Source organism: Parabacteroides sp. CT06 (assembly GCF_002257605.1).
Taxonomy (GTDB): Bacteria; Bacteroidota; Bacteroidia; order Bacteroidales; family Tannerellaceae; genus Parabacteroides; species Parabacteroides distasonis.
In genome coordinates, this window is record NZ_CP022754.1 from 4,711,850 (window position 1) to 4,731,796 (window position 19,947).

A 19,947-nucleotide genomic window follows, 5' to 3' on the forward strand; every position below is an offset into this window, starting at 1 on the left:
GCAGTAATACTGCAACGCCCATACAGTAACGCTGCAACGCCCGTGCAGTAACAAGACACAAAGCTTTCGGATAAAAGCAAGTATTGGAGGAACCGGAACAATTGATTACTTTTGTGCTCAAAAATAGATAAATGAGTTACAATTGGAATACACGGACGGAACTTTTGTTCGGAGCGGAGCATATGGAGCGCTTATCCCGTAGCCATGTATTGGTAGTTGGCCTAGGAGGTGTGGGAGCTTATGCCGCCGAGCAGATTTGTCGGGCCGGAGTAGGAAAGATGACGATCATAGACGCCGATACGGTAAACGAGAGTAATATCAACCGCCAATTGCCCGCCCTTCATTCCACCCTAGGGATGCCGAAAGCCGAGGTCGTGGCCAAGCGTTTGCTTGATATCAATCCCCAGTTGCAACTAACCGTCCTGAATGAATTCCTGCGAGACGAACGGACGGAGGAGGTACTCTTATCGGCCCCTCTCGATTTCGTGGTAGATGCCATCGATTCCCTAAGTCCCAAGGTATACCTGATGTACCAAGCATATATCCATAAGATCCCCATCGTGTCCTCCATGGGGGCGGGCGCTAAGGTAGACCCATCCTTGGTACGGATAGCGGATATCTCCAAGACAATCAATTGCGCCCTCGCGAAAGCGGTGCGGAAACGGTTGCGTCCTCTAGGCGTAAGCAAGGGGATTCCCGTCGTATTTTCCACCGAGTTCGCCGATCCGGACGCCGTGATCGAAGTTGAAAACGAAACATGTAAACGTACGACCACGGGAACGGTCTCTTATATGCCGGCAACGTTCGGTTGTTTCCTTGCCTCGCACGTCCTAAGAAACTTGATATGATACAAACCGAAGGAATAACGAAAAGTTTCGGTGCCTTACAAGTATTGAAAGGCATCGACCTCACGATAAACAAGGGCGAGGTTGTCGCTATCGTAGGCCCCAGCGGGGCGGGTAAGACAACCTTGTTGCAAATCATCGGCACGCTCGACGCACCGGATAGCGGGCGACTGGTTATCAATGGCACGGAGACAAGACGATTGGGCGATAAGGAATTGGCGGCTTTCCGCAACCGGAATATCGGCTTCGTCTTCCAGTTCCATCAATTACTGCCGGAGTTCACGGCCTTGGAGAACGTGATGATCCCGGCACTGATCGCCAAGGAGAAATCGGCCGTGGCCGAGAAGCGAGCGAAAGAGATGCTGGACTTCCTGAAACTCTCCGATCGTATGGCACACAAGCCCGCCGAGCTATCCGGTGGAGAAAAGCAACGGGTAGCGGTAGCCCGTGCGCTTATCAATAACCCGGCGGTTATCCTCGCCGACGAACCTTCGGGAAGCCTCGATACCAAGAACAAGGAAGAATTGCACGCCCTCTTTTTCGAGTTAAGAGACCAGATGAACCAGACGTTCGTCATCGTGACGCATGACGAACAGCTGGCTACAAACACGGATCGGGTGATTCATATCAAGGATGGAGTGGTAGAAACGAACTAACAACAAGGGGGTTTATTTACAATACCCGTAGTTTCACCGTCTTTTGGTCGTAGGCGATCTCCGTGCGGATAATGTAGATGCCTGCCGGGAGATCGAACGTATAAGTCGGACGGGCGGGATATAAGGTACGTACCAAACGACCCATCGGCGTAAACACCTGTATCCGCTTCAACGCCTCGCTAGCACTGGCCACTATCCTACCCGATACGGCGGAATAGACAGAGATAGATTCTACGTTGTCCACCCCCTCATTACCGGTAGGCGAGCCCGCACTTAGGAAGTAACGTCCATGGCTGCTGCCGTCCAAACGCAAGGTATACGTATTGTCCGACAACTCCGTACTTTTACGGGTCACGGCATCGTACAGGTAAAGCGTCTCCGCCCAATCGCCGATACCCTCTATCGTCAGTGTAACCTCCCCCTTACCCTCGCCGGCATATACGCCAAGGGGCACTTGGTCGATCCGTCGTACTACGTTCACACCCACGGCACGAGTCCCGGCGATAGTGTACACCTGCGGGATCTCCTCCAGTTCCGTATCCAGCAAGATTACGGCATCCTTATCTGCCTCATAGCTATTCGCGGCATCATCCTGCCGCATCAACAAGGCCGTGCTACGATATGCATCCCGCTCTGCTGTCAGCCTCAATACCGGGTTTTTGGCCGTAGCGGTACGTAAGGAAGAAGAGACCTTCTCCGACTCTCCTTGCATCATGGAGGGATCGAAATGAACCACCTTCAGATCGGTACCGGTTGCCGTACCTTCCGCTTTCGTTTGAGCCGCATCTTTCAGCTCTACGAAGAAGGCTTGCATGGAGGCGATAACGGCTCCGGATGTAGCATCAGTAACATTTCCACCTTCCCATGCCACATCAGGTGTACCGACAACAAGCCCCTCCTTTACATCCAATGTCCAATATTTTTGCTCTAAGATAGCCTCATTCTCTTTCAAGAAACGAACGATATCCAACGGATACATATAAGGATTACCCAACAGGAAGTGCTTGCCGTCACCATCAGCAATAACACGGACGGTTCCATTATCCGTATTCCACCAATCTTCCGTTCCATTCACATCTGTCAATACCACCTTGATCGACTTGTTATCTGCCAGTTTACCAGCATTGATCCGATTTGCTAAAGTCGGGGCTTTGGTCATGGCGGCTCTCAATGTAGCGCTTTTCGTATCCGGTTTCCACGGTTCATATTTGTAGGAGTCATCCGCTTTCGGCAGGCGTACCAATACTTTCTCACCTAAGCCGGTCGCATTCTTCTTTTCTACGCTGGCATAGAATCCCTTTCCTAAAGCGTAGGGCACATTCACATCGTTATATTCACGGCTCCAGTTGGATTGGACTACCTCGTAATGAGTTGTATCCAAACCATTCTCCGGAAAAGAAACTATTTGATCTGCTTCGCTCTTCGGCACGTACATCGTGATCGCCTTGTCCCAAGCTTTCTGGTAGAAGGCTGGGGCTTGGCGGTCGTTGTCAGCCGTGCTGTAGGTGATATCGGCGAAAGCATAGGTGTTCTGACGGCCCGTGTTCTTCACGGTGTACATATCGCCGGCGAATACGCTTTGCAGGGGCGATGCCATCCAATATTTCGCATCAGGTGTCATCTCGAATTCCACATGGGCAGTGTCGTACGTCAGGAATTGCTGACGGCGTAACTGCGCCTCGGGTTTGAAATAGATAGCCTTTACCTTATTTATATAGTACGGAGCTACGATAAGTCCTTTATCATTCTTATTTACCGCCATATCGTATTGGATATATTGGGTAGCCTTTGTTTTAGATGTCGTATCAATTCCTTGCAGTAAATTCTTATCCTCTTTCAAGTCTTCCAATTCCAGTGTCTGCCCTCCCGGGATCGTGATACGGGTGAAATGAAGCGGGGCGAAGGCGGCAGTCACAAGATCATTACCGTTGGCATCCTTTTTGCTTTCTCCCGTTTGATCTATATACAAATCCCCTTCCGTGGATTGCTGCCAGTTCGCATCATTATACCATGCCTCAGCATCCTCACCGATGTTCTTACCCGTCCAAGTCAAGTATTCCGGTACGATCTTGATAAGTAAGGTCGCATATCCCTCGCAAGAGCCTTCTACGAAAGTTCCATCCTTATATTCACCGAATGGAATATAAAGTGAATAGATTTGGCCTTCGGCGAATTTTTCATAGGCACCCTCCTTAAAGGTCATCGAGAATAACCCGCCGCCATTATCTGTTTCAGTTTCAGCTTTCGCAGACAAAGCCGTCAAATCACCTACCTCTATATAAGTCTGCCCTTGCCGCAAGAATATAGTCGTAGCGTTACCGTTAGGCTTACCCAATTGGTTAGATTTTTTCATACCCATTGTCAAGCCTTCTCCTTGAATAGGAATATCGTTTATGCTTCCTTCTATGATATTCGGCAAGCCGATACGCAGGGGCACATTGGGATAATGAGCCATTTCTTCCGGGTATTCCACATCCGGAAAACCGACTAACAGTGTCGGGGCGGGAGCGGCTTCCAATGTTTTTTCCTGAGGTCTTTCGCAAAAGAGCCATTTGCGTCGATCACTCTCAGTAATACTCTCTGGCAGATAAGGAATCGCTACCACTTTTTTTACCCAACGGAATTCCGCATATCCAAACTTCCCGCCAATCACTAATTTTGGCTCTGTGTCCACATCACCTAAGAGCAGTGTCTTCAATTCCTCAATTAAATCAGGCTTATCTTTATATTTGTCTTTACAATACTCAATCAAAGCTTCTGCCTGGAAAGACAAGGCATTCTTTTCATCAGGAAGTTGATTTCTATAAGACCTCAATATATCTTCTAATGATACCCCATGCCTCTCATGGAACGCCGCAAATTCCAGCGAGTCGCCCAAGAACCAATCGAACGTATATGAATAATTCTTGAAAGCTTCTATCTCTTCAAACTTATTCAGTTCCCCTGTCAGATTTTGGTCATCATCCACCTCTTCAACCCATACGGTCGCTTCCTCGATCTGACTGATCCGTCCCTCGCAAGCGATCATGCCCTCCGGCAAATCACTTTTGGTATTCGCTACGACCGTGAAGGAAGGGAGTACGGTGAAAGGGGTAGTCAGCAAGCAAGGATCTTGGAAACTACTTCCCGCATAGGCATTCGGGAAATCCACGACTTTATCGCTAGTAACTGTCGCGGCCGCACTAAAGATTACCACATCATACTTACCGGAGGCAGGCTCTACCTTCGTCCCGCTTCCGTAAGGTCTCTCACCTTTATATCTCAACTCAGTCTTGTCCACATCAATGGCACTCAAATGGATGGTATTGCTATTTCCTTCATCCCACCAAGGCACACGAGGACGAGAAATACCCATCACGGAACATACGGCTCGTATCAGTTCTTCATATTTATTGTCATATCCATCCATTATTTGATCTATCTGACTCTCCATGTCTTTCGGATCAGGAATCTTATAGTTCCACTCTGATCCTGATTTGTCACAAAGATCTCCCAAATTTTGTTTCAAATATGCGATATACTCTTCTTTCGGGAACGGATCCCCATTTGTTTTTTGGGCATGCGCGTCTATGTCTTCATCCCAAACTCCTTGCTCAGCTACATCATATAAGAAATCATTGATCATACGCAGGTTTACGACAATTTGTCGTCGCATCGCAGTTTCATAATTTGTCAGATCCTCAAATCCTTGATGCTTTAACCCATCTTTAGTCGGAACGATAATACGATACACCTTGCTTCGGTTGTTATAGTTCTCATTCTTATAGTCCTTCAAATCCGTATTCAATGTAATCCAATCTTCAGGCTTCGTTATATCCCCATTTTCCTTTTTATCGGTAGCTCCAATATAAACGTTTCCGATCGTTTCATTAAGATTATCATTTCTTTTCGTTGGATCTCCACCCATCAAACCATAGCGGTATTTCCATATATGCTTTGAATCTTCCGTTATTCCATCCCCCATATTCAGATCGGACAATACATCCGGATTAATGCTCCAACCCATATTCTTGAGTAGAAGTTCGTAATCCGTGGCAACGGTTAGACTGGCAGAGGAACACACGTCCACTCGCTTTACGTCAATTTTCGGTATGGAGCGATAAATACGCAGACCATCGATGGCGTAGTCCGCACCATATGAATGGATGGCGTTATTTTGCACCTCCAAATAATATTCATCAAAGTCATTAGATCTTTCAGAGAATGAAAATGAATACATTAATTGCTGCCATTTACCAATGTATTCATTAGTTTCATACCCTTGATATGCTTCGCGCATTGTATAATTTGTCAAAGCATCTCCAGAAGTAAACCGATGAAGAATCACATCGGCTCCATTTTTCCTACCTATAAAATTTATATTAATATTAGGAGGAATAGGTTTGCCGGCTTTCGAACCTGTAGAAGTTTCATTCGCTCTTGTAGTCATATCATTTACCCAAAAATTCACCAAAATACCCGTATGACTACAAACTATTCCGTCTAATTTAATCTTCACCAAACGTCCCGGCAGATTCGCAGCATCTACATAATAGAAAAATCCCAATTTTTGGTGATTTGTATTATAATATGTTCGGTCATATATTGTCCTTTGCGCAACAGAACTTCTTTTAGATCTATCATTATTAGGAGCATTCTCTCTTAAAGTCGGAAACCAGTAATACTGCAAATTCGTAGTTTTCTTTGAGCTAAAATTTTCATATGAAACAATAGTTGTAGCCTTCTCTGCTCTTGTTTCAGAAACCTCTAATAAATTGGCAGTACGATATAATCCATATTGATTTTGCAATGGAGTCAAACGTCCACGTGTACGATGATAATCCAATGGCGCATAGCCCGTAACATCTGGCTCCAACCACATTCCCTTATCAGTATCTGCCATAGGAAATTGAGGTTTAACCATATTTAAAGTATAATTATTCTTTAATTGTTCAAGTGTAATTGAATCTCCCCGGTCAAAATTTATATAACCAATCATTTCATAAATATCTGGATGTTCATCCGGTTTCCGCTTTGGATCTGTTATTGTATTCAAATTATCCTCTAATACAAATCCTGCGCCGCTGATCGGTATCAACGTGTATTTATAAAGTAAAGGACTCCTCTTTCCTCCTGTTTCATCAACAGCCCAAACCTCCAATATAGATTGTTCTGTAATATTTAAAGAATCAACTATTTGCTCTAATGGTTTTAATTTACCAGTCTTAGTACTATTACCACAAACATATTTGTACGCATAGGTCTTTCCTTTTATTATATTTTCACCCTCATACCACGCATAATTATTTGCGATCGAACCTAGTTGTACATTAAAAATTTCATTACTCTGCGACGTAAATATATCCTCTTTTATAAATGCATTGGATTGATCCGCACCAGAACTTCTTATTTGTCCAGCAATAACACTTGCTGGACGAATAACAAACTTATAACGTATAGAGAGTGTCGGTTCTATAATTTCATTTGTTCCAGATCCCACAAGGTCTGTATTCAGACTCACATCACAAACCACTACGTCATTTTCTACAGTATTGACCTTATATTTGACAGTAGAAGCTCCCGTGGCACTAGCAGACTTCCGCAATTCCTCATTGCTTCCACTTGGATTATAAAAAAAATCATATGCAAAAAGAGATTTGCCATCACTGGTTGATTTCAATGTCTTTTGATAAGTAGCAGCACTAAGAACCGTACCTCCTAATACTGGTGGATGATCCTCGTCAAAAGTAATATCTGTCCCTGCGATCTTGCCCTCTATAGACAGCATGTTTTTATTCCCATCCTCTCGATACCAACGCACATACCATCTATAATATGGATCCGATACACCATCATTATTCCTCAACTCAGGAATAAACAACTCCCTCTCTTCCCCATCTGCCACATACACCGTATCCACACGTTCGGTAATACCGGTTTGGGGTGAACCATTCTTATAATTGATCGTGTACGTCTGCCCCCACGCCGGCACAGCCACACCAGCGGAAAAAATTAACAAGCAAGTTAATAACAAGGATTTATATCGTAGGTTGATTGATGGTTTCATCCGTCAGGTCCTCCTTTTTTAGTTTATTGTTGTTATATTATGGTTGTTATTTGTAGTTTCTGATCTTGATGGTGTAGGGGATTTGCATCTCTTGCTTCTCCTGACCCACATAATAGTTCATAATGAGCGTGAGGATGACTGTAGCATCCACGTTTCCACCCAGTTCCCGAGTGCGGATCGTGAAGGAACCTTTCTTTCCTTCCTTGATCGAAGCCTCGGGAAGGTAGAAACGCTGTTTCTTGTCACAATCCTCTCCGTTTACGGCCGTAATGAGACGTTTCTCGTCGCTTTTTACTTGGATCGAACTGATTTTCGCTGTTTCCGTAACCGTTCCCTCCTGCGGGAGACCTTTGATCGTGAAATCTCCTGTCACGCCTTCTATGCTAGATATCTCGAAACGGATCGACAAGTCACCGGCGGCTTGCAGGGTATGCTCAACAGGCGTCAGTATCTGCACGCCCGTCTTCTCGCCATAGAACAAGGCGGTCGGGTAGACCCCGATGGGGAGACGTTGCTCGGCTACTTCCAATTTCGTCGTGATGTTGGTTATCAAGACAGGGATGACCAGCAGGTCATTGCGGCGTACGAAGTCGAAGCCCGTGAGGTGCTCCGTACGAGGGCGGCCTTCGATCTCTACACCGAGGTGGATGCCACCGCCGTTCTCTCCGACGGCCGCATTGGTCTCAGGAATGTAGCGAATATAAGCTCGTTTACTACCGTTCTCGCCGTCCACATGTTTGGCTTGTATTTCTTTTTCATTATCACCGGGTTTGATAGATTCAGTATAAAGATCCTCTAGACTTACTACAGGAGGATTCGCATCTTTCGGAAAAGATGGAGCCAAAGGCTCTTCCAAGTCCTTGTTATCCTTAAACTCCAAATAATTCTCATTTCCCCAAGGCAAGAGCCAGATCGGCAGGCTTCCCTTGCGGAGGTTCATGATGTCCAATTGGTTTACGGTTATGGATTTATCTAAGTTATTGGTTATCTCCACTTGCACCTTGCCGATCATGCGGATCAAGGGAATCTCGAATTTGTTCTCTGCCGGAGCGGGCAATACCGTATGCTTTTGGGCGTAGCTGCTCATAGGAATACGCTTTCGAGACGCTTCCTCGCCTCCGAATTTACCTTTTTTCTCCTCATTCCTTGTATCAATACTCGTTCCCGAGTCCAATATCTTCACCTCCGACAGTTCCGCCAAGGAATGGGCTTCGGTAATTTTTTGATACAACGATGTACCGTCTTCCAACGATTGTAAATTGGCGAACGCATAAAAATGGTATGTGCCAAAGGGTAGTTTCATCTCCACCGTAGTACGAGAATCCTCATTACTGATATCCGGAGTCCATGTTCCATCTTTGCCGGATATATATCCGGCAAAATCCGCATTCTCATCATAGGCCACCACCAGCCAGTTCGTGATGTCTCGCTCGTATTCTTCATCTTTTGCCCAGAAATCCGTCTCAGTAGTTTCATCCGCCTTCGTCATCATCCCTCCGGCCTTCGTCTGCGGCGGGCGTACCGAACGGGATGTCCGCAAAGTGATAGTTACAACACAATGGTTCGGGTCGTCATCCGGGAGATCGCCCCCCCGGTCTTCACCACAAGCCATAAAAAGCCAACAGAGGCAAAGACCAGCGGCGACCGCCGTCAATCGGTTATATATGGTATAGCGTCTCATCATTAGCGATATTTAATAAATCTCTGTTTACAATATGCCATCGTTGATACGAATCACCCAATCCTTCACCTGTATCTTGAAGCAGGCGTACCCCACGATCGTAGGGTCTTCCGGATCGGGACCATCGGGATTATCCGGGTTATCAGGATTGTCAGGATTATCAGGATTGTCAGGTCCCGAAGGATCCGGAGGCGTAGGCTTATCCGGACAATCGGGGCATACCTTCGGTGTAAGGAAGAAGATGATAGAATACTCGTCCTGCCGGTCCAGATACTCCTGCGGGGAGATACGGTGCCCCTCCATCTTGGTGAGAAGGAGGTAATCGTTGAGGTTCACGTTCAGCACATCCTTCTCCCATCCGTGATGACGGATGATGAGGCGGTAGTTACGGCCCGCCATCAGGCGCATGGTGTTCATCTCGGCCACGGCCACGTATTGCCCGCCTACGGTAGCGCCGGGGGTCGGGTCGGCTCCCAACTCCACGTTCTCCGTATAATAAGGCAGGTAGTGGATGGTGGGATCTTGCAGCAGGGAATTGTCGTAATCCATATACCCGTTGTCGGCCACGATCCGGAAGGAGAAGTTGTTCACGTCCATGTCCTCACCCATCACGTTTTGCAGCACGACCCGCAGCTTGTTGGTATTCTTGGCGAGTGAGATGGTGTCGGCCTCGGGCATGTCGCGCGTCACGGTGAAGGTATCGAGGCTATGCCAAAGCGGGTGCAGTTCGTTGGGTTGTGTCGTATCGTCCTCACGCAAGGTACGTACCTTGACGCCTTGCGCCCTCTCGACAGCCTGCGACGTCTCGGCAGGGTCGTTCCATGCGTAACTGCCCTTGTCCAGCCCGGCCCAAGTGACTACCTGATAGGTACCCGGCTCCATGTCGAAGGCGATGGAGTTCCGCTCGTCCAGCTCGCTCTTCTCGATCCGCCGCTGGAAAAGGAAGTTCCCTTCTTGGTCGCAGACGAAGAGCGTAACGAAGTCTACCTCATGCTGGAAAGCGTCGGCGAATTTCATATTATAGTCGTACTTGAAATACAGGCGGAACTCGCAAAGCGGCAGCGAGTCGTCGTGTATCCAATCGCAAGCGTATAGCTCCACGGACAAGGCGGCTATGCCAATCAACTGTTTGCAGGTATGAAATAAACGGTTCATAATCATTTTATTAAGATACACAGTAATCCTCCGCCCGTACTACCGGAGATGGAGGTAAACCATGATGCCCATTATAAGGTTTTTATGATGGGCATCGTAAGGTTGCTTGGATGGGCAGCATAAAGTGCTTACAATGCCCATCGTAAGAATCCCCCGAAGGGTAAAGTTATAGGATAATGTCTTTGTTCGTACGTTTTACCCAATCCTTCACGTAGATAGTCACGTCGATAGTGACATCATCACTCTCATCCGGCGTACCGGGATCATCCTTACCCGGGGTATAAGGTAACGGATCGCCCAAGCCACGAATACCTTTCACATACAACTGGTACACGTTATTGCGTACGATACAGAATTCCATCACGCCCATCAGACCATCGTTTCCGTTATCGTTATGACGGATCCAAAACTTGTGATAGCTTCTTCCGCTTTTGTATAGGGAAACATTATAGTATTGGTATAAATTGCCGATCTGCTCTGAGCTGAATTGAGATACAGGGGTAATATTAGAAGGAAGATGCGAAGCTTGTCTCCTAAAAGCCGCATAAGTCAATTTCTGTTTAAGATCCTCATCAAGAGTTGCTTTACCAGTCAAAATCCCATCCAAATATTCCTTAAACGCGCTTTCTAATCCATTTTGAGAAGACATATCTTGAACCGCCTTCTTCACAGCATTGACATCCGCAGTTATATCGTCCCAACCATCCATAAAGCCTTTCAATAAATTTTTCTTGTCGTTTTCCAAATTGAACGCACGGGCGGCAACGCTCTTCACATCTTTATAAACAAGACGTGACACAGAACCATTACTATTATAATGAGCCGCGGAAAGAAACGTTTTATCACCATTAGGCAAATTCACAGACTTGATCTCCCCATTTTCATAGGAACTCACCTTAAAGTCGTTACTCGGAGTAAATTCAGACTCGAAGATTACACCAGTAGTATAGCCATGTACCTGCGAGTTCAGATCCAACGTATTTTCCTTGGTATAAACAACCGGGTAATATGTCCGACTATCACCACTTACTTCCTGTGTATAGCTTAATCCAGAAGTAGGCATAGACACCATCTTATCCAAGTTATTCAAATCAGTTGAATTGCTCGGATTAAAATAATTAACATATGAATCTTTAAATTGATCCCAAGAAGAACTTTCCCCTTCCGGCAATTTCTTTTCCCGGATCTTCGGATCTAACACATAATTGTACGATCCGGCACCAGTGTCATTATTCCTCCATATCCATTTCTCATCACCTAAATATCGAACAGGATCGTTGGTACCATCTGCCGGCAATACCGCATTAGCACCATAGTTATACTGTACCGTAGGAGAAACTTGCTTAAAAAGATAACTCTCGCCCTTCCACTGATTCACTACCTTATACCTCTTCAACGTGAACGTACCCTTATTCTTTACAGGAGAAGTTCCCGGTATATTAGTCAGATCTAAATTCGAGGAGTATGCCAAATCAATACGAGCGGCTAAACGTTCTACGAACACCGTTGTCTGAGCCGGATTTGTCTCATCCATATTCGCAGCAGAAAGTTCAACGATAGAACTGCCGTTAGAAGGAATAGCACCACTTATCATCTTATGTGTAGACATTACAAAATGATGGTACTCCGCCATATTACTAGCAGGAGTCCACAATGCCCTATCGTTTGCGGCAACTCTATCGCGCAAGTCTGCCAACGTACTAATACCGGTCAACCTTCCTCCCGCATTAATAACGGCAAATACCTGATAATTGCTCTTATCTTGTGTCAGAGGATTCTTCATGGTTACTTTCATCGTAACCTTTCCGTCACCATGACCAGGCTCAGTTCCACCTAAACTCGCATCAATACCTTCCAGATTCGAATAATAACCTTGGCCTGCGATCTGTATACTACTACCATTGTCAGTATTTAGTAACTCTAGCTGATTGCCATCCCCCAAAGACTCTTCATCTGTTGGCACCAAGAATATATTAACATCATATACCATACCCTCCTTAGAGCCGGAAAGCTCACCTAGAGAACCATTACCATCTTCGCCCCAACCGGCTCCCCCCGAATTAGGATTAGAAGGAGTAGGATCTGCTTTCGTTAGCGTTCCTTGCGAAACCGTAGAGACGTTCACCGTCATATAGACCTTCTCGCCATCCTCTTCCGCCCCGGTGTTATTTTTTCCGTTGTCGAGATCATCGGAACAACCGGCCGCCAATAAAAGTGCCGTTGCCATCGCTACGTACCATTTTTTCTTTTTCATAATATTAAAATTTTTGTCTGTTATCTTATCCTATTTTTACTCTTGCCGTTTCTCTGCGATCTGCCTCAAGTTCTCCTCCACCTGCGAGGCTACGGAAGGATCACCGGACAGCTTGCCCAGCAGGGCCTCCGCCTCGTCCAAGCGGTTCTCCAGCATGGCGATGGCCGCCTCCGCCAAGGTACGCTCCGCAGAATCGGAAGTCTTCGCCAAATAACGGCGGGCCGATTCCAAGCGACCCGCGTCGATCGCCGTAAGGGCGGCGTTCAGATTCGACACCGGATCCTCCGGATACATACGCACGGCAATCTCGAAGACCTCGCGGTAAGCGTCGCTACCCGGTTCCATCGTCTGCGCCACCTGAAACATCTCGTTTAGACTCAACTGCCTGGGGTCCGAATAGATCAACTCACGGGCCTCCTCTACCGTAAACGAACGGATCGTGTAGCGCACCGCGTAATCCGAATGGCGCAAGGCGGGATAAATATCACGCAAGAGTACCCGATACGAGGCCCCCCCGTTCAACGCCTTCAGCTTCGCCTCGCGGCGGTCGTAATCCTTCGGCTCGTCCGTGCGGATGATGGCCAGCAACTCCTCCTTGTCTGCGAGCGAGGAGTTCTCCACCCGTTTCTCCAATCCGGCCCAGTCCTCCGGCTCGAAATCCACCGTGAAACGGGCCTGCTCGAAGTGGTAAAGGCCTTTCACGTATTCGATCAACGCCTTGGCGCGATGCTCGGCCAAATAAGTGTTATGCTTATAGGTACCTTCCGGCGATGCGAAACCCTTGATATAGACCTCCGTGATGGTAGCGTAAGGATCCTCCTTCACTGACGACACGGTCTCAAGGATCTTGCGCAGCTCCGAGGGATTGTCGCGATACTCAGGATATATCTCCGTGCGGTTTACCGGGAAGTCGAGGAAGGCGCTTCCTTCCTTCACACGCTCTTTCACACGCTCCGCCTCCGGCGTGACGTAGGCCAAAAGCGGCCGCAATACCACAGGCTCCGCGATTCGGATCGGGAAAAGCGGCGACTTGTCATTACTCAACGCCTCCCAACCGCAACCGCAAAAATCGGCTACCAGCGACACCTCCGAACGCTCCATCCACTTGGCGAAAGGAATGGAGGCATGGTAATCGAACGTCTGCTCCTTCCCATTGTGACGGCGTAAGACAAACTCCCCGTTCGCCGCCGCGTCGCGCCCGGACCGGTCGTACTGGATCTGGCGGTTACGCCCGTTCACGATCACGGGAGGCAAAGCCCTTACGCTATCGCCCCGCTCGATCAGCGGCGTACAGACCAAACTCCGGTTGGCCGATAGCGACAACTCATCCAGCGCTAGTTTCATATCAATTATCAAGCGATCGCCCACATGCTCCACCAACCGCTCCTTCACGACGATGGCGGTAGCCGTCTGCTGCGCCTGTACGGGAATCGTAGTACCCACACAACCGGCCAAACAGGCGATCCCAAGTATCATCCATCCTTGTAGATTCTTCATTTTTCAGTCCTCCATCGATTTAAAATTGGTAAATCAGATTGATCGCCGCCTGCGTAGGCCCGAAGTAATGCTTCTTGATCCCTTCTTGCTTGCGACCGCAATTCGCACAGGGATACTTGTCCGACTTCAAGTACAGATAGCCCACGCCCACCGTGGCCTCCAAGTTCCAATGGCGAGACAGCAGCCACGAGTATCCATAACTGATACCGGCTCCCGCGCCCCATCCCTGGTGACGCTCGCCCTCTGTACCCAGCCATTTGATATCGGCTACATTATATAATAGGTACGGAGTATGCACGCCGAGGAAATGGCCGTTAAACGTCTCGCAAAACCAATACCTCAACTCCGGGTGCAGACGCAAATGCTTCAGTGAACGGCCATAACTCCCATCATCGTTCTTGCCGCTGAACGGATTCAAGCCTGCCTCCAACTCAAGCGTCCAATGACGGGCGAGATAAACTTCAGCCCCCAAATTAAACGTGGCAGTAGCCCAATAAGGAATATTACTCTTGATCCCAATCATGGAGCCTTTCCCTTCGGCCGGTACCCCCTGCGCTCTCGAAAGAAACGGGACTGCCAACAAGAATAGCATGAAAATCGTCTTCTTCATTCTTTCTTATTCATTATGGTTGTTAATCTTATATCTTCTCACCCTTCTGCCCCCTCAAGACCCAACTTCCTAAAATCAACTAACGGCAAGAATGGCCCGTGGACTTATTTATGGAATAAGGTTTAGCGTTTCAAAAACGTCAGCGGAGAATAAACGTTAAACAACATTTTATTGTCGTTTATATAGTATATCAATAGACCACACGGAACGTTTCAGAAAAACATGTACATGTTTTCCTGAAAAGACGTACATGTTTTTTGGAAAACACGTACATGAAATCCAATAAATATTATGGTGTTTCTATACAGCTGCCAATCAATGGCTTACATATAGGCCTATCCAAACGAGCTTATTGTATTATTTGTTTTTGATATTCAGGAGGAATTTGTAGAGTATAGAAATTCCTCTTTAGTTGAGAGAGTGAATCAATAAAGGTGAATATGGTTCATTTTAAAGACATAGCTTCCCCTAAATTCCTTATTTGGTGAAAAGAACTTGACAATTTTAATGCAGAAAAGTTGTGATAATAAAATATTTATTATGTATTTTTGTGAACTAATAGGGAGAAAGTTACTATTTTAACGCTAAAACTCCTTATTCCATAAATAAGTTCACAAACCATCCATCCTTTTCTCTAAAATCCGATTTACAGAGCCTATCACCTTCATGTTCGCATGAGCCAAACGTGATATATCCAATTCTTCCAGATAAAAACGAGTCGTTTTCTCCGACGAGTGCCCCAACGCCTGGCTGATCAAGGCCATCGGCATATCGCAACGTAAAGCTTCTGATGCCCAGCTATGGCGAACAACATACGACGTAAACGGATTCGGTAACCGTAAAGTTTGCCCAATCCGTTTCAGCCGGGCATTATGCTGAGCCAAGCTACGCTTATACCTCAAATGGTCCGGATTCCCGGGCGGAAGAATCGGGAACAAATACGACGATCCGGTCGCTCGCTGCCGATCCGCATATTTCCGGATCAATTGCAACATACTACTGGTTATCTCCAACCGGATCATACGTCCTGTCTTATGACGGTGATATACCAACTCATTCCCCCGGATATTCTGCCTCGTCAAGTACGCTATATCCACAAAAGGCATCCCGCAAGCCATAAAACTGAATAGGGAAAGATCTATCGATAATTCCACTTGCGGGTCATCCGCCACCTTGATCTGAGCGATTTGCTGGAACAAAGATGCGGGAATCGCACGCCTCGCCGTCATCGCACGCCGGAGTTTCAAATTCTCAAACGGATAATATGACGCAGGAACCAACGACTCTTGGCAAGCCATATTATAAAGCGCCCGCAAACTACTGATATACGTATTTACCGTATTAGTAGCTAATCCTTTTCCCTGAAGATACGTGATGAAATCTATCACCAACGCACGATTCAAATCGGCCAAACAGAACCCCGGGTTCTTCACGAATCTTAAAAAATGCCTTACGGCCACCTCATACAACTCAGCTGTCCCTTCTTTCTTTAACTGCCGTTTCATGTCTCTTCGTTTTCCCATATAATCCATCAATGAGATTGCTAACTTTTTCTTACGTCCTCGTTTCATACTCCTTTCACTAAATTATTTATACTTTACACGAACAAATTAATTCAAATTATTACTTTTGCTCCCGAAAATAAGAAAATAGGTAACAATTAAAAGCATAAAAGCAACAATAAATAATATGGCAAACAATCGAGTCACATTCGGTAGTAAATTGGGCGTAGTACTAGCTACCGTAGGATGCGCCGTCGGATTGGGAAGCGTATGGCGCTTCCCGTATATGCTGGGAGCGAACGGAGGTGCGGCCTTCCTACTGGTCTACATACTTTTCATGATATTCTTGGGCATTCCGGTGATGGTAACCGAGTTTTTCATTGGCCGGTATTCCCGTAGTAATACGGTGGGTTCTTTCAAGAAGATGGCTCCCGGAACAAAATGGTGCTGGATCGGGTACAACGGGATCTTGGCCGCATTTTTGATATTAAGTTATTACTCGGTTGTCTCCGGTTGGACGCTTGAATATGTTTGGCAAACGCTAAGTGGCCGTTTGTATGGACAGCCGGATATAGACTATACGGCCGATTTTCAGGATTTCGCCTCCAATGTCTTCCGTCCGATCTTTTGGATGGGCACTTTTATCGGGTTAACTCACTTCGTGATTGTCTCGGGTGTAGAAAAAGGTATCGAACGGGCCTCTAAGATCATGATGCCGCTTTTATTCTTGATCTTGCTGATCATGTGCGTACGTTCCGTGACCTTACCGAACGCTGAGGCCGGATTGCTTTTCCTTTTCAAGCCAGACTTTAGCAAATTGACTTCCTCAGTGGTCTTGAGCGCACTAGGACAGGCTTTCTTCTCTTTGAGTTTGGGTATGGGCTGCCTGATCACTTACTCCTCTTACTTCGGGAAAGATACGAATATGCAGGCCACCGCTTGGCAGGTGACAATCATTAATACGCTTGTCGCCGTATTGGCAGGTATCATGATATTCCCGGCGGTATTCAGTTTCGGCATCACCCCTTCCGCTGGTGCGGAACTCGTGTTTATCACGTTACCGAACGTATTTGGGCAATTACCGCTGAGTGGCTTGTGGTCCTGTATTTTTTATATCTTGCTAGCGATGGCAGCACTGACTTCCACGATCTCTTTACATGAGGTAGCTACGGCCTACGTTCTTGAGGAGTTCCACATGACACGCAAGAAAGCGGCTTTGATCGTTTCCTTAGGGGTATTTTTCTTAGGTATTTTCAGTTCTCTCTCATTCGGGGTGATGAAAGGATTCACGGTTGGAGGCTTGGCCTTTTTCGACGCGCTGGATTACTTGACCGCCAAGATCATGCTACCGCTGGGAGGTATGCTCACTTGTATTTTCGTAGGTACACGTGTCGATAAAAAAGTATTGAAAGCCGAGTTGACCAATGAGGGGACTCTTAAGTTCCGTCTTTTCGGCGCTTACGTATTCTTTATGAAATACGTGGCCCCAATCGCCATCGGTATCGTATTCTTGAACGAATTAGGTATCTTGAAATGGATCACCGGTAAATAATACCGAGAATTCCTTGTCAATAGAAACGGAACTTCTACCTTTGTCGGTGGAAGTTCCACAAATCAAAACATAAGACTATGAAATGGCATGATTTACTTTATTTCTCCAAGGGGGAAAGGCAGGCTCTTACCCTACTCCTTTCCTTAATAGCGATGGCATGGATCGCAATTATCGGGACGGATTTCTACCGTTCCCAATTTCAAACAGTTCCATTGGTAAACACCGGAATCAAACAAGATTCCTCACAGATCTATTCGAATAAAACACCTTCAAATTCCATTCGGAAAGAAAAAGAATCCCATTCGAACGAAACTAAAATCCCTTCCGAAGGGAAATCCAAACGCATCCGAAGGGAATCAAAGCCCCATTTTCCCTCTTATCCCAAAGCAGAAAAATGGCCGCAAGGAACGGTTGTCGAATTAAACTCGGCTGATACCACCGCCCTTAAAATGGTTCCGGGAATTGGTAGCGTTTTTGCCAAGCGGATCATTAAATACAGGGACTTATTAGGAGGATTTTATTCCGTAGAACAACTAGGAGAAGTATATGGTATTGACGAGGATCGTTATGAAGCGATGAAATCGTGGTTTTCCGTGGACCCGTCAGTTATTAGTCATCTATTTGTCAACCAACTGTCAGCTAAAAAACTAGCCAGTCACCCATATGTCAGTTATAAACAAGCTAGGATCATCGAAAAAATGATCCGGAAAAAAGGGAAATTACAAGGTTGGGAGGATTTATCCCTATTGGAAGAGTTTCCGGAGCACGAACAACAACGATTACGATATTATCTTTCATTCCATTGATATTTTCACTATGTTTGTAACAAAACATATTCTGTATGATCTATCTGAAGCAAGTAAAATTACTGGACCCGGACTTGGTAGCCGGCGATCCCGAGGAGCTAAAGTATCCTTATAAAGCTCCGGCAGTACGTTTCACGGAATCATTCATTTTCCGCAAGCCGGTCACTTTCCTTGTCGGGGAGAACGGGGCGGGAAAATCCACCCTGCTGGAAGCGATGATGAGTAAATATGAGGAAAGGGATGAGGAAGAACCGGGTATGCTATATGACGGAACCGAGGCATACAAGATTTACGCCAATGTCTTACCCGAGCATATTAAACTGATCGAGACCCAAAAACCGGAAAAGCATTTCTTCTTCCGGGCAGAATCCTTTTTTAACCATGCGGCCGAATTGGATAGGCAAGCCCAACTGGAATTACGTAAGTACAGCCGGATCTACGCCTATAAAGCTTACGGTGGCAGGAGTTTATTGGAGCAATCGCACGGCGAGAGCTTTCTCTGCGCTTTTCTGAATTATGCCAGCCGCAATACATTATTTATATTAGACGAACCGGAAGCCGCACTCTCCCCACAACGGCAGCTGGCCCTTTTAGTGCGTATCCACGAACTGGTGAATAACGGTTGCCAACTGATTATCTCCACGCATTCCCCGATCCTGATGGCTTATCCGAACGCGGACATTTACGCCATCGATGATACCGGAGCGCATGTCACCCCGTATGAGGAAACCGAGCATTACCAACTCACTAAATATTTCCTCACGCATACGGAGCAAATGATGAAAGAACTGCTTGGGTGATATTATTTCTCCCAAGCATTCAAGATCTCGGCAATGTAAACGATATGCGCATTACCGTTCTTCTCATCATACCAACGAGGGAAAACGGTAGGATCTAAAAACTTGGCCTCCTCGATCTCGGACTTATAGACCACTTTGCATTCCAACGTAAGGCGAGCTTCCTCGAATACCGGGTTGCCGGCCTCCGTAAAGAGCGGCGTCAACCCCGTAGCGGCCACTTTATCAATCTCCCGGCCGGATTTAGAGCCACAAATGCTATGGGCTTTCCGGTGCTCCGGTCCTAGGAAAGTAATCGTGAACTCATTTTTAGCGTCGATAAACTCACGGGTATAACGCTCCGAACGAATAAAAGCAAACACCACCGGACGGTTCCATAACACTCCCACGCCGCCCCAACTGGCAGTCATCATATTAAACTTCTCCTTATCACCGGCACTTACCAGCATCCACTCCTTACCAATCAACTCGATAAAGTTGTCTTTGATCTCATTCGGATTAATCGCTTTCATATCTCATTTTATTTTTCCTCAAAGATATAAAATA

Annotated in this window: 13 protein-coding genes; 5 read left to right on the top strand and 8 right to left on the bottom strand. The window is 46.5% G+C overall.

All coding sequences use genetic code 11. The features are described 5' to 3' along the window. Positions 1 to 131: 131 nt before the first annotated feature. Positions 132 to 848 carry a ThiF family adenylyltransferase gene (locus CI960_RS20645; RefSeq protein WP_005860617.1) on the top strand — a complete coding sequence of 239 codons (717 nt, stop codon included), beginning with the start codon at positions 132 to 134 and terminating at the stop codon, positions 846 to 848. After that, on the top strand, positions 845 to 1,501 hold the full coding sequence (locus tag CI960_RS20650) for an ABC transporter ATP-binding protein (protein ID WP_005860615.1): 657 nt from the start codon (positions 845 to 847) through the stop codon (positions 1,499 to 1,501). The genes CI960_RS20645 and CI960_RS20650 overlap by 4 nt, the downstream gene beginning before the upstream one ends. A 16-nt stretch (positions 1,502 to 1,517) precedes the next feature. On the opposite strand, the gene CI960_RS20655 is transcribed toward CI960_RS20650, so the two are convergent. The 7 genes from CI960_RS20655 to CI960_RS20685 all read right to left on the bottom strand — a co-directional run bounded on the left by CI960_RS20655 (position 1,518) and on the right by CI960_RS20685 (position 16,315). Then, complete coding sequence (locus CI960_RS20655; protein ID WP_005860614.1) at positions 1,518 to 7,547, bottom strand: hypothetical protein; 6,030 nt, start codon at positions 7,545 to 7,547, stop codon at positions 1,518 to 1,520. Between the two features lie 46 nt (positions 7,548 to 7,593). Further along, positions 7,594 to 9,231: a FimB/Mfa2 family fimbrial subunit gene (locus CI960_RS20660; protein WP_172986216.1), complete on the bottom strand. Its 1,638-nt coding sequence runs from the start codon at positions 9,229 to 9,231 to the stop codon at positions 7,594 to 7,596. A gap of 24 nt (positions 9,232 to 9,255) precedes the next feature. Then, positions 9,256 to 10,383, bottom strand: coding sequence for a FimB/Mfa2 family fimbrial subunit (locus CI960_RS20665; RefSeq protein WP_005860610.1), 1,128 nt, complete (start codon positions 10,381 to 10,383; stop codon positions 9,256 to 9,258). A 166-nt stretch (positions 10,384 to 10,549) separates the two neighbouring features. Further along, entirely contained in the window at positions 10,550 to 12,637 is a 2,088-nt protein-coding gene (locus CI960_RS20670) for an Mfa1 family fimbria major subunit (RefSeq protein WP_005860608.1), read from the bottom strand. 36 nt (positions 12,638 to 12,673) lie between these two features. Then, positions 12,674 to 14,134 (bottom strand): DUF3868 domain-containing protein, encoded by a 1,461-nt coding sequence (locus CI960_RS20675; protein WP_036629110.1) that lies wholly within the window; start codon positions 14,132 to 14,134, stop codon positions 12,674 to 12,676. A gap of 19 nt (positions 14,135 to 14,153) precedes the next feature. Further along, on the bottom strand, positions 14,154 to 14,744 hold the full coding sequence (locus CI960_RS20680) for a DUF3575 domain-containing protein (RefSeq protein ID WP_005860604.1): 591 nt from the start codon (positions 14,742 to 14,744) through the stop codon (positions 14,154 to 14,156). 611 nt (positions 14,745 to 15,355) lie between these two features. Next, positions 15,356 to 16,315, bottom strand: coding sequence for a site-specific integrase (locus tag CI960_RS20685; RefSeq protein ID WP_005860602.1), 960 nt, complete (start codon positions 16,313 to 16,315; stop codon positions 15,356 to 15,358). A gap of 118 nt (positions 16,316 to 16,433) precedes the next feature. Here CI960_RS20685 and CI960_RS20690 point away from each other — a divergent pair, with 118 nt between their 5' ends. The 3 genes from CI960_RS20690 (at position 16,434) to CI960_RS20700 (ending at position 19,404) form a co-directional block, all read left to right on the top strand. Continuing rightward, entirely contained in the window at positions 16,434 to 17,798 is a 1,365-nt protein-coding gene (locus tag CI960_RS20690; protein ID WP_005860600.1) for a sodium-dependent transporter, read from the top strand. A gap of 77 nt (positions 17,799 to 17,875) precedes the next feature. Then, positions 17,876 to 18,604, top strand: coding sequence for a helix-hairpin-helix domain-containing protein (locus CI960_RS20695; protein ID WP_005860598.1), 729 nt, complete (start codon positions 17,876 to 17,878; stop codon positions 18,602 to 18,604). A gap of 35 nt (positions 18,605 to 18,639) precedes the next feature. Further along, a complete protein-coding gene (locus CI960_RS20700; RefSeq protein WP_005860596.1) occupies positions 18,640 to 19,404 on the top strand; it encodes an AAA family ATPase in 765 nt (254 codons plus the stop codon). Positions 19,405 to 19,406: 2 nt separating this feature from the next. On the opposite strand, the gene CI960_RS20705 is transcribed toward CI960_RS20700, so the two are convergent. Next, positions 19,407 to 19,913 carry a flavin reductase family protein gene (locus CI960_RS20705; protein ID WP_005860594.1) on the bottom strand — a complete coding sequence of 169 codons (507 nt, stop codon included), beginning with the start codon at positions 19,911 to 19,913 and terminating at the stop codon, positions 19,407 to 19,409. Positions 19,914 to 19,947 lie beyond the last annotated feature (34 nt).

Excerpts from the sequence above, each read along its gene's own strand:
- CI960_RS20645 (WP_005860617.1), top strand. The coding sequence starts at position 132 with ATGAGTTACAATTGGAATACACGGACGGAACTTTTGTTCGGAGCGGAG.
- CI960_RS20650 (WP_005860615.1), top strand. The coding sequence starts at position 845 with ATGATACAAACCGAAGGAATAACGAAAAGTTTCGGTGCCTTACAAGTA.
- CI960_RS20655 (WP_005860614.1), bottom strand. The coding sequence starts at position 7,547 with ATGAAACCATCAATCAACCTACGATATAAATCCTTGTTATTAACTTGC.
- CI960_RS20660 (WP_172986216.1), bottom strand. The coding sequence starts at position 9,231 with ATGATGAGACGCTATACCATATATAACCGATTGACGGCGGTCGCCGCT.
- CI960_RS20665 (WP_005860610.1), bottom strand. The coding sequence starts at position 10,383 with ATGAACCGTTTATTTCATACCTGCAAACAGTTGATTGGCATAGCCGCC.
- CI960_RS20670 (WP_005860608.1), bottom strand. The coding sequence starts at position 12,637 with ATGAAAAAGAAAAAATGGTACGTAGCGATGGCAACGGCACTTTTATTG.
- CI960_RS20675 (WP_036629110.1), bottom strand. The coding sequence starts at position 14,134 with ATGAAGAATCTACAAGGATGGATGATACTTGGGATCGCCTGTTTGGCC.
- CI960_RS20680 (WP_005860604.1), bottom strand. The coding sequence starts at position 14,744 with ATGAAGAAGACGATTTTCATGCTATTCTTGTTGGCAGTCCCGTTTCTT.
- CI960_RS20685 (WP_005860602.1), bottom strand. The coding sequence starts at position 16,315 with ATGAAACGAGGACGTAAGAAAAAGTTAGCAATCTCATTGATGGATTAT.
- CI960_RS20690 (WP_005860600.1), top strand. The coding sequence starts at position 16,434 with ATGGCAAACAATCGAGTCACATTCGGTAGTAAATTGGGCGTAGTACTA.
- CI960_RS20695 (WP_005860598.1), top strand. The coding sequence starts at position 17,876 with ATGAAATGGCATGATTTACTTTATTTCTCCAAGGGGGAAAGGCAGGCT.
- CI960_RS20700 (WP_005860596.1), top strand. The coding sequence starts at position 18,640 with ATGATCTATCTGAAGCAAGTAAAATTACTGGACCCGGACTTGGTAGCC.
- CI960_RS20705 (WP_005860594.1), bottom strand. The coding sequence starts at position 19,913 with ATGAAAGCGATTAATCCGAATGAGATCAAAGACAACTTTATCGAGTTG.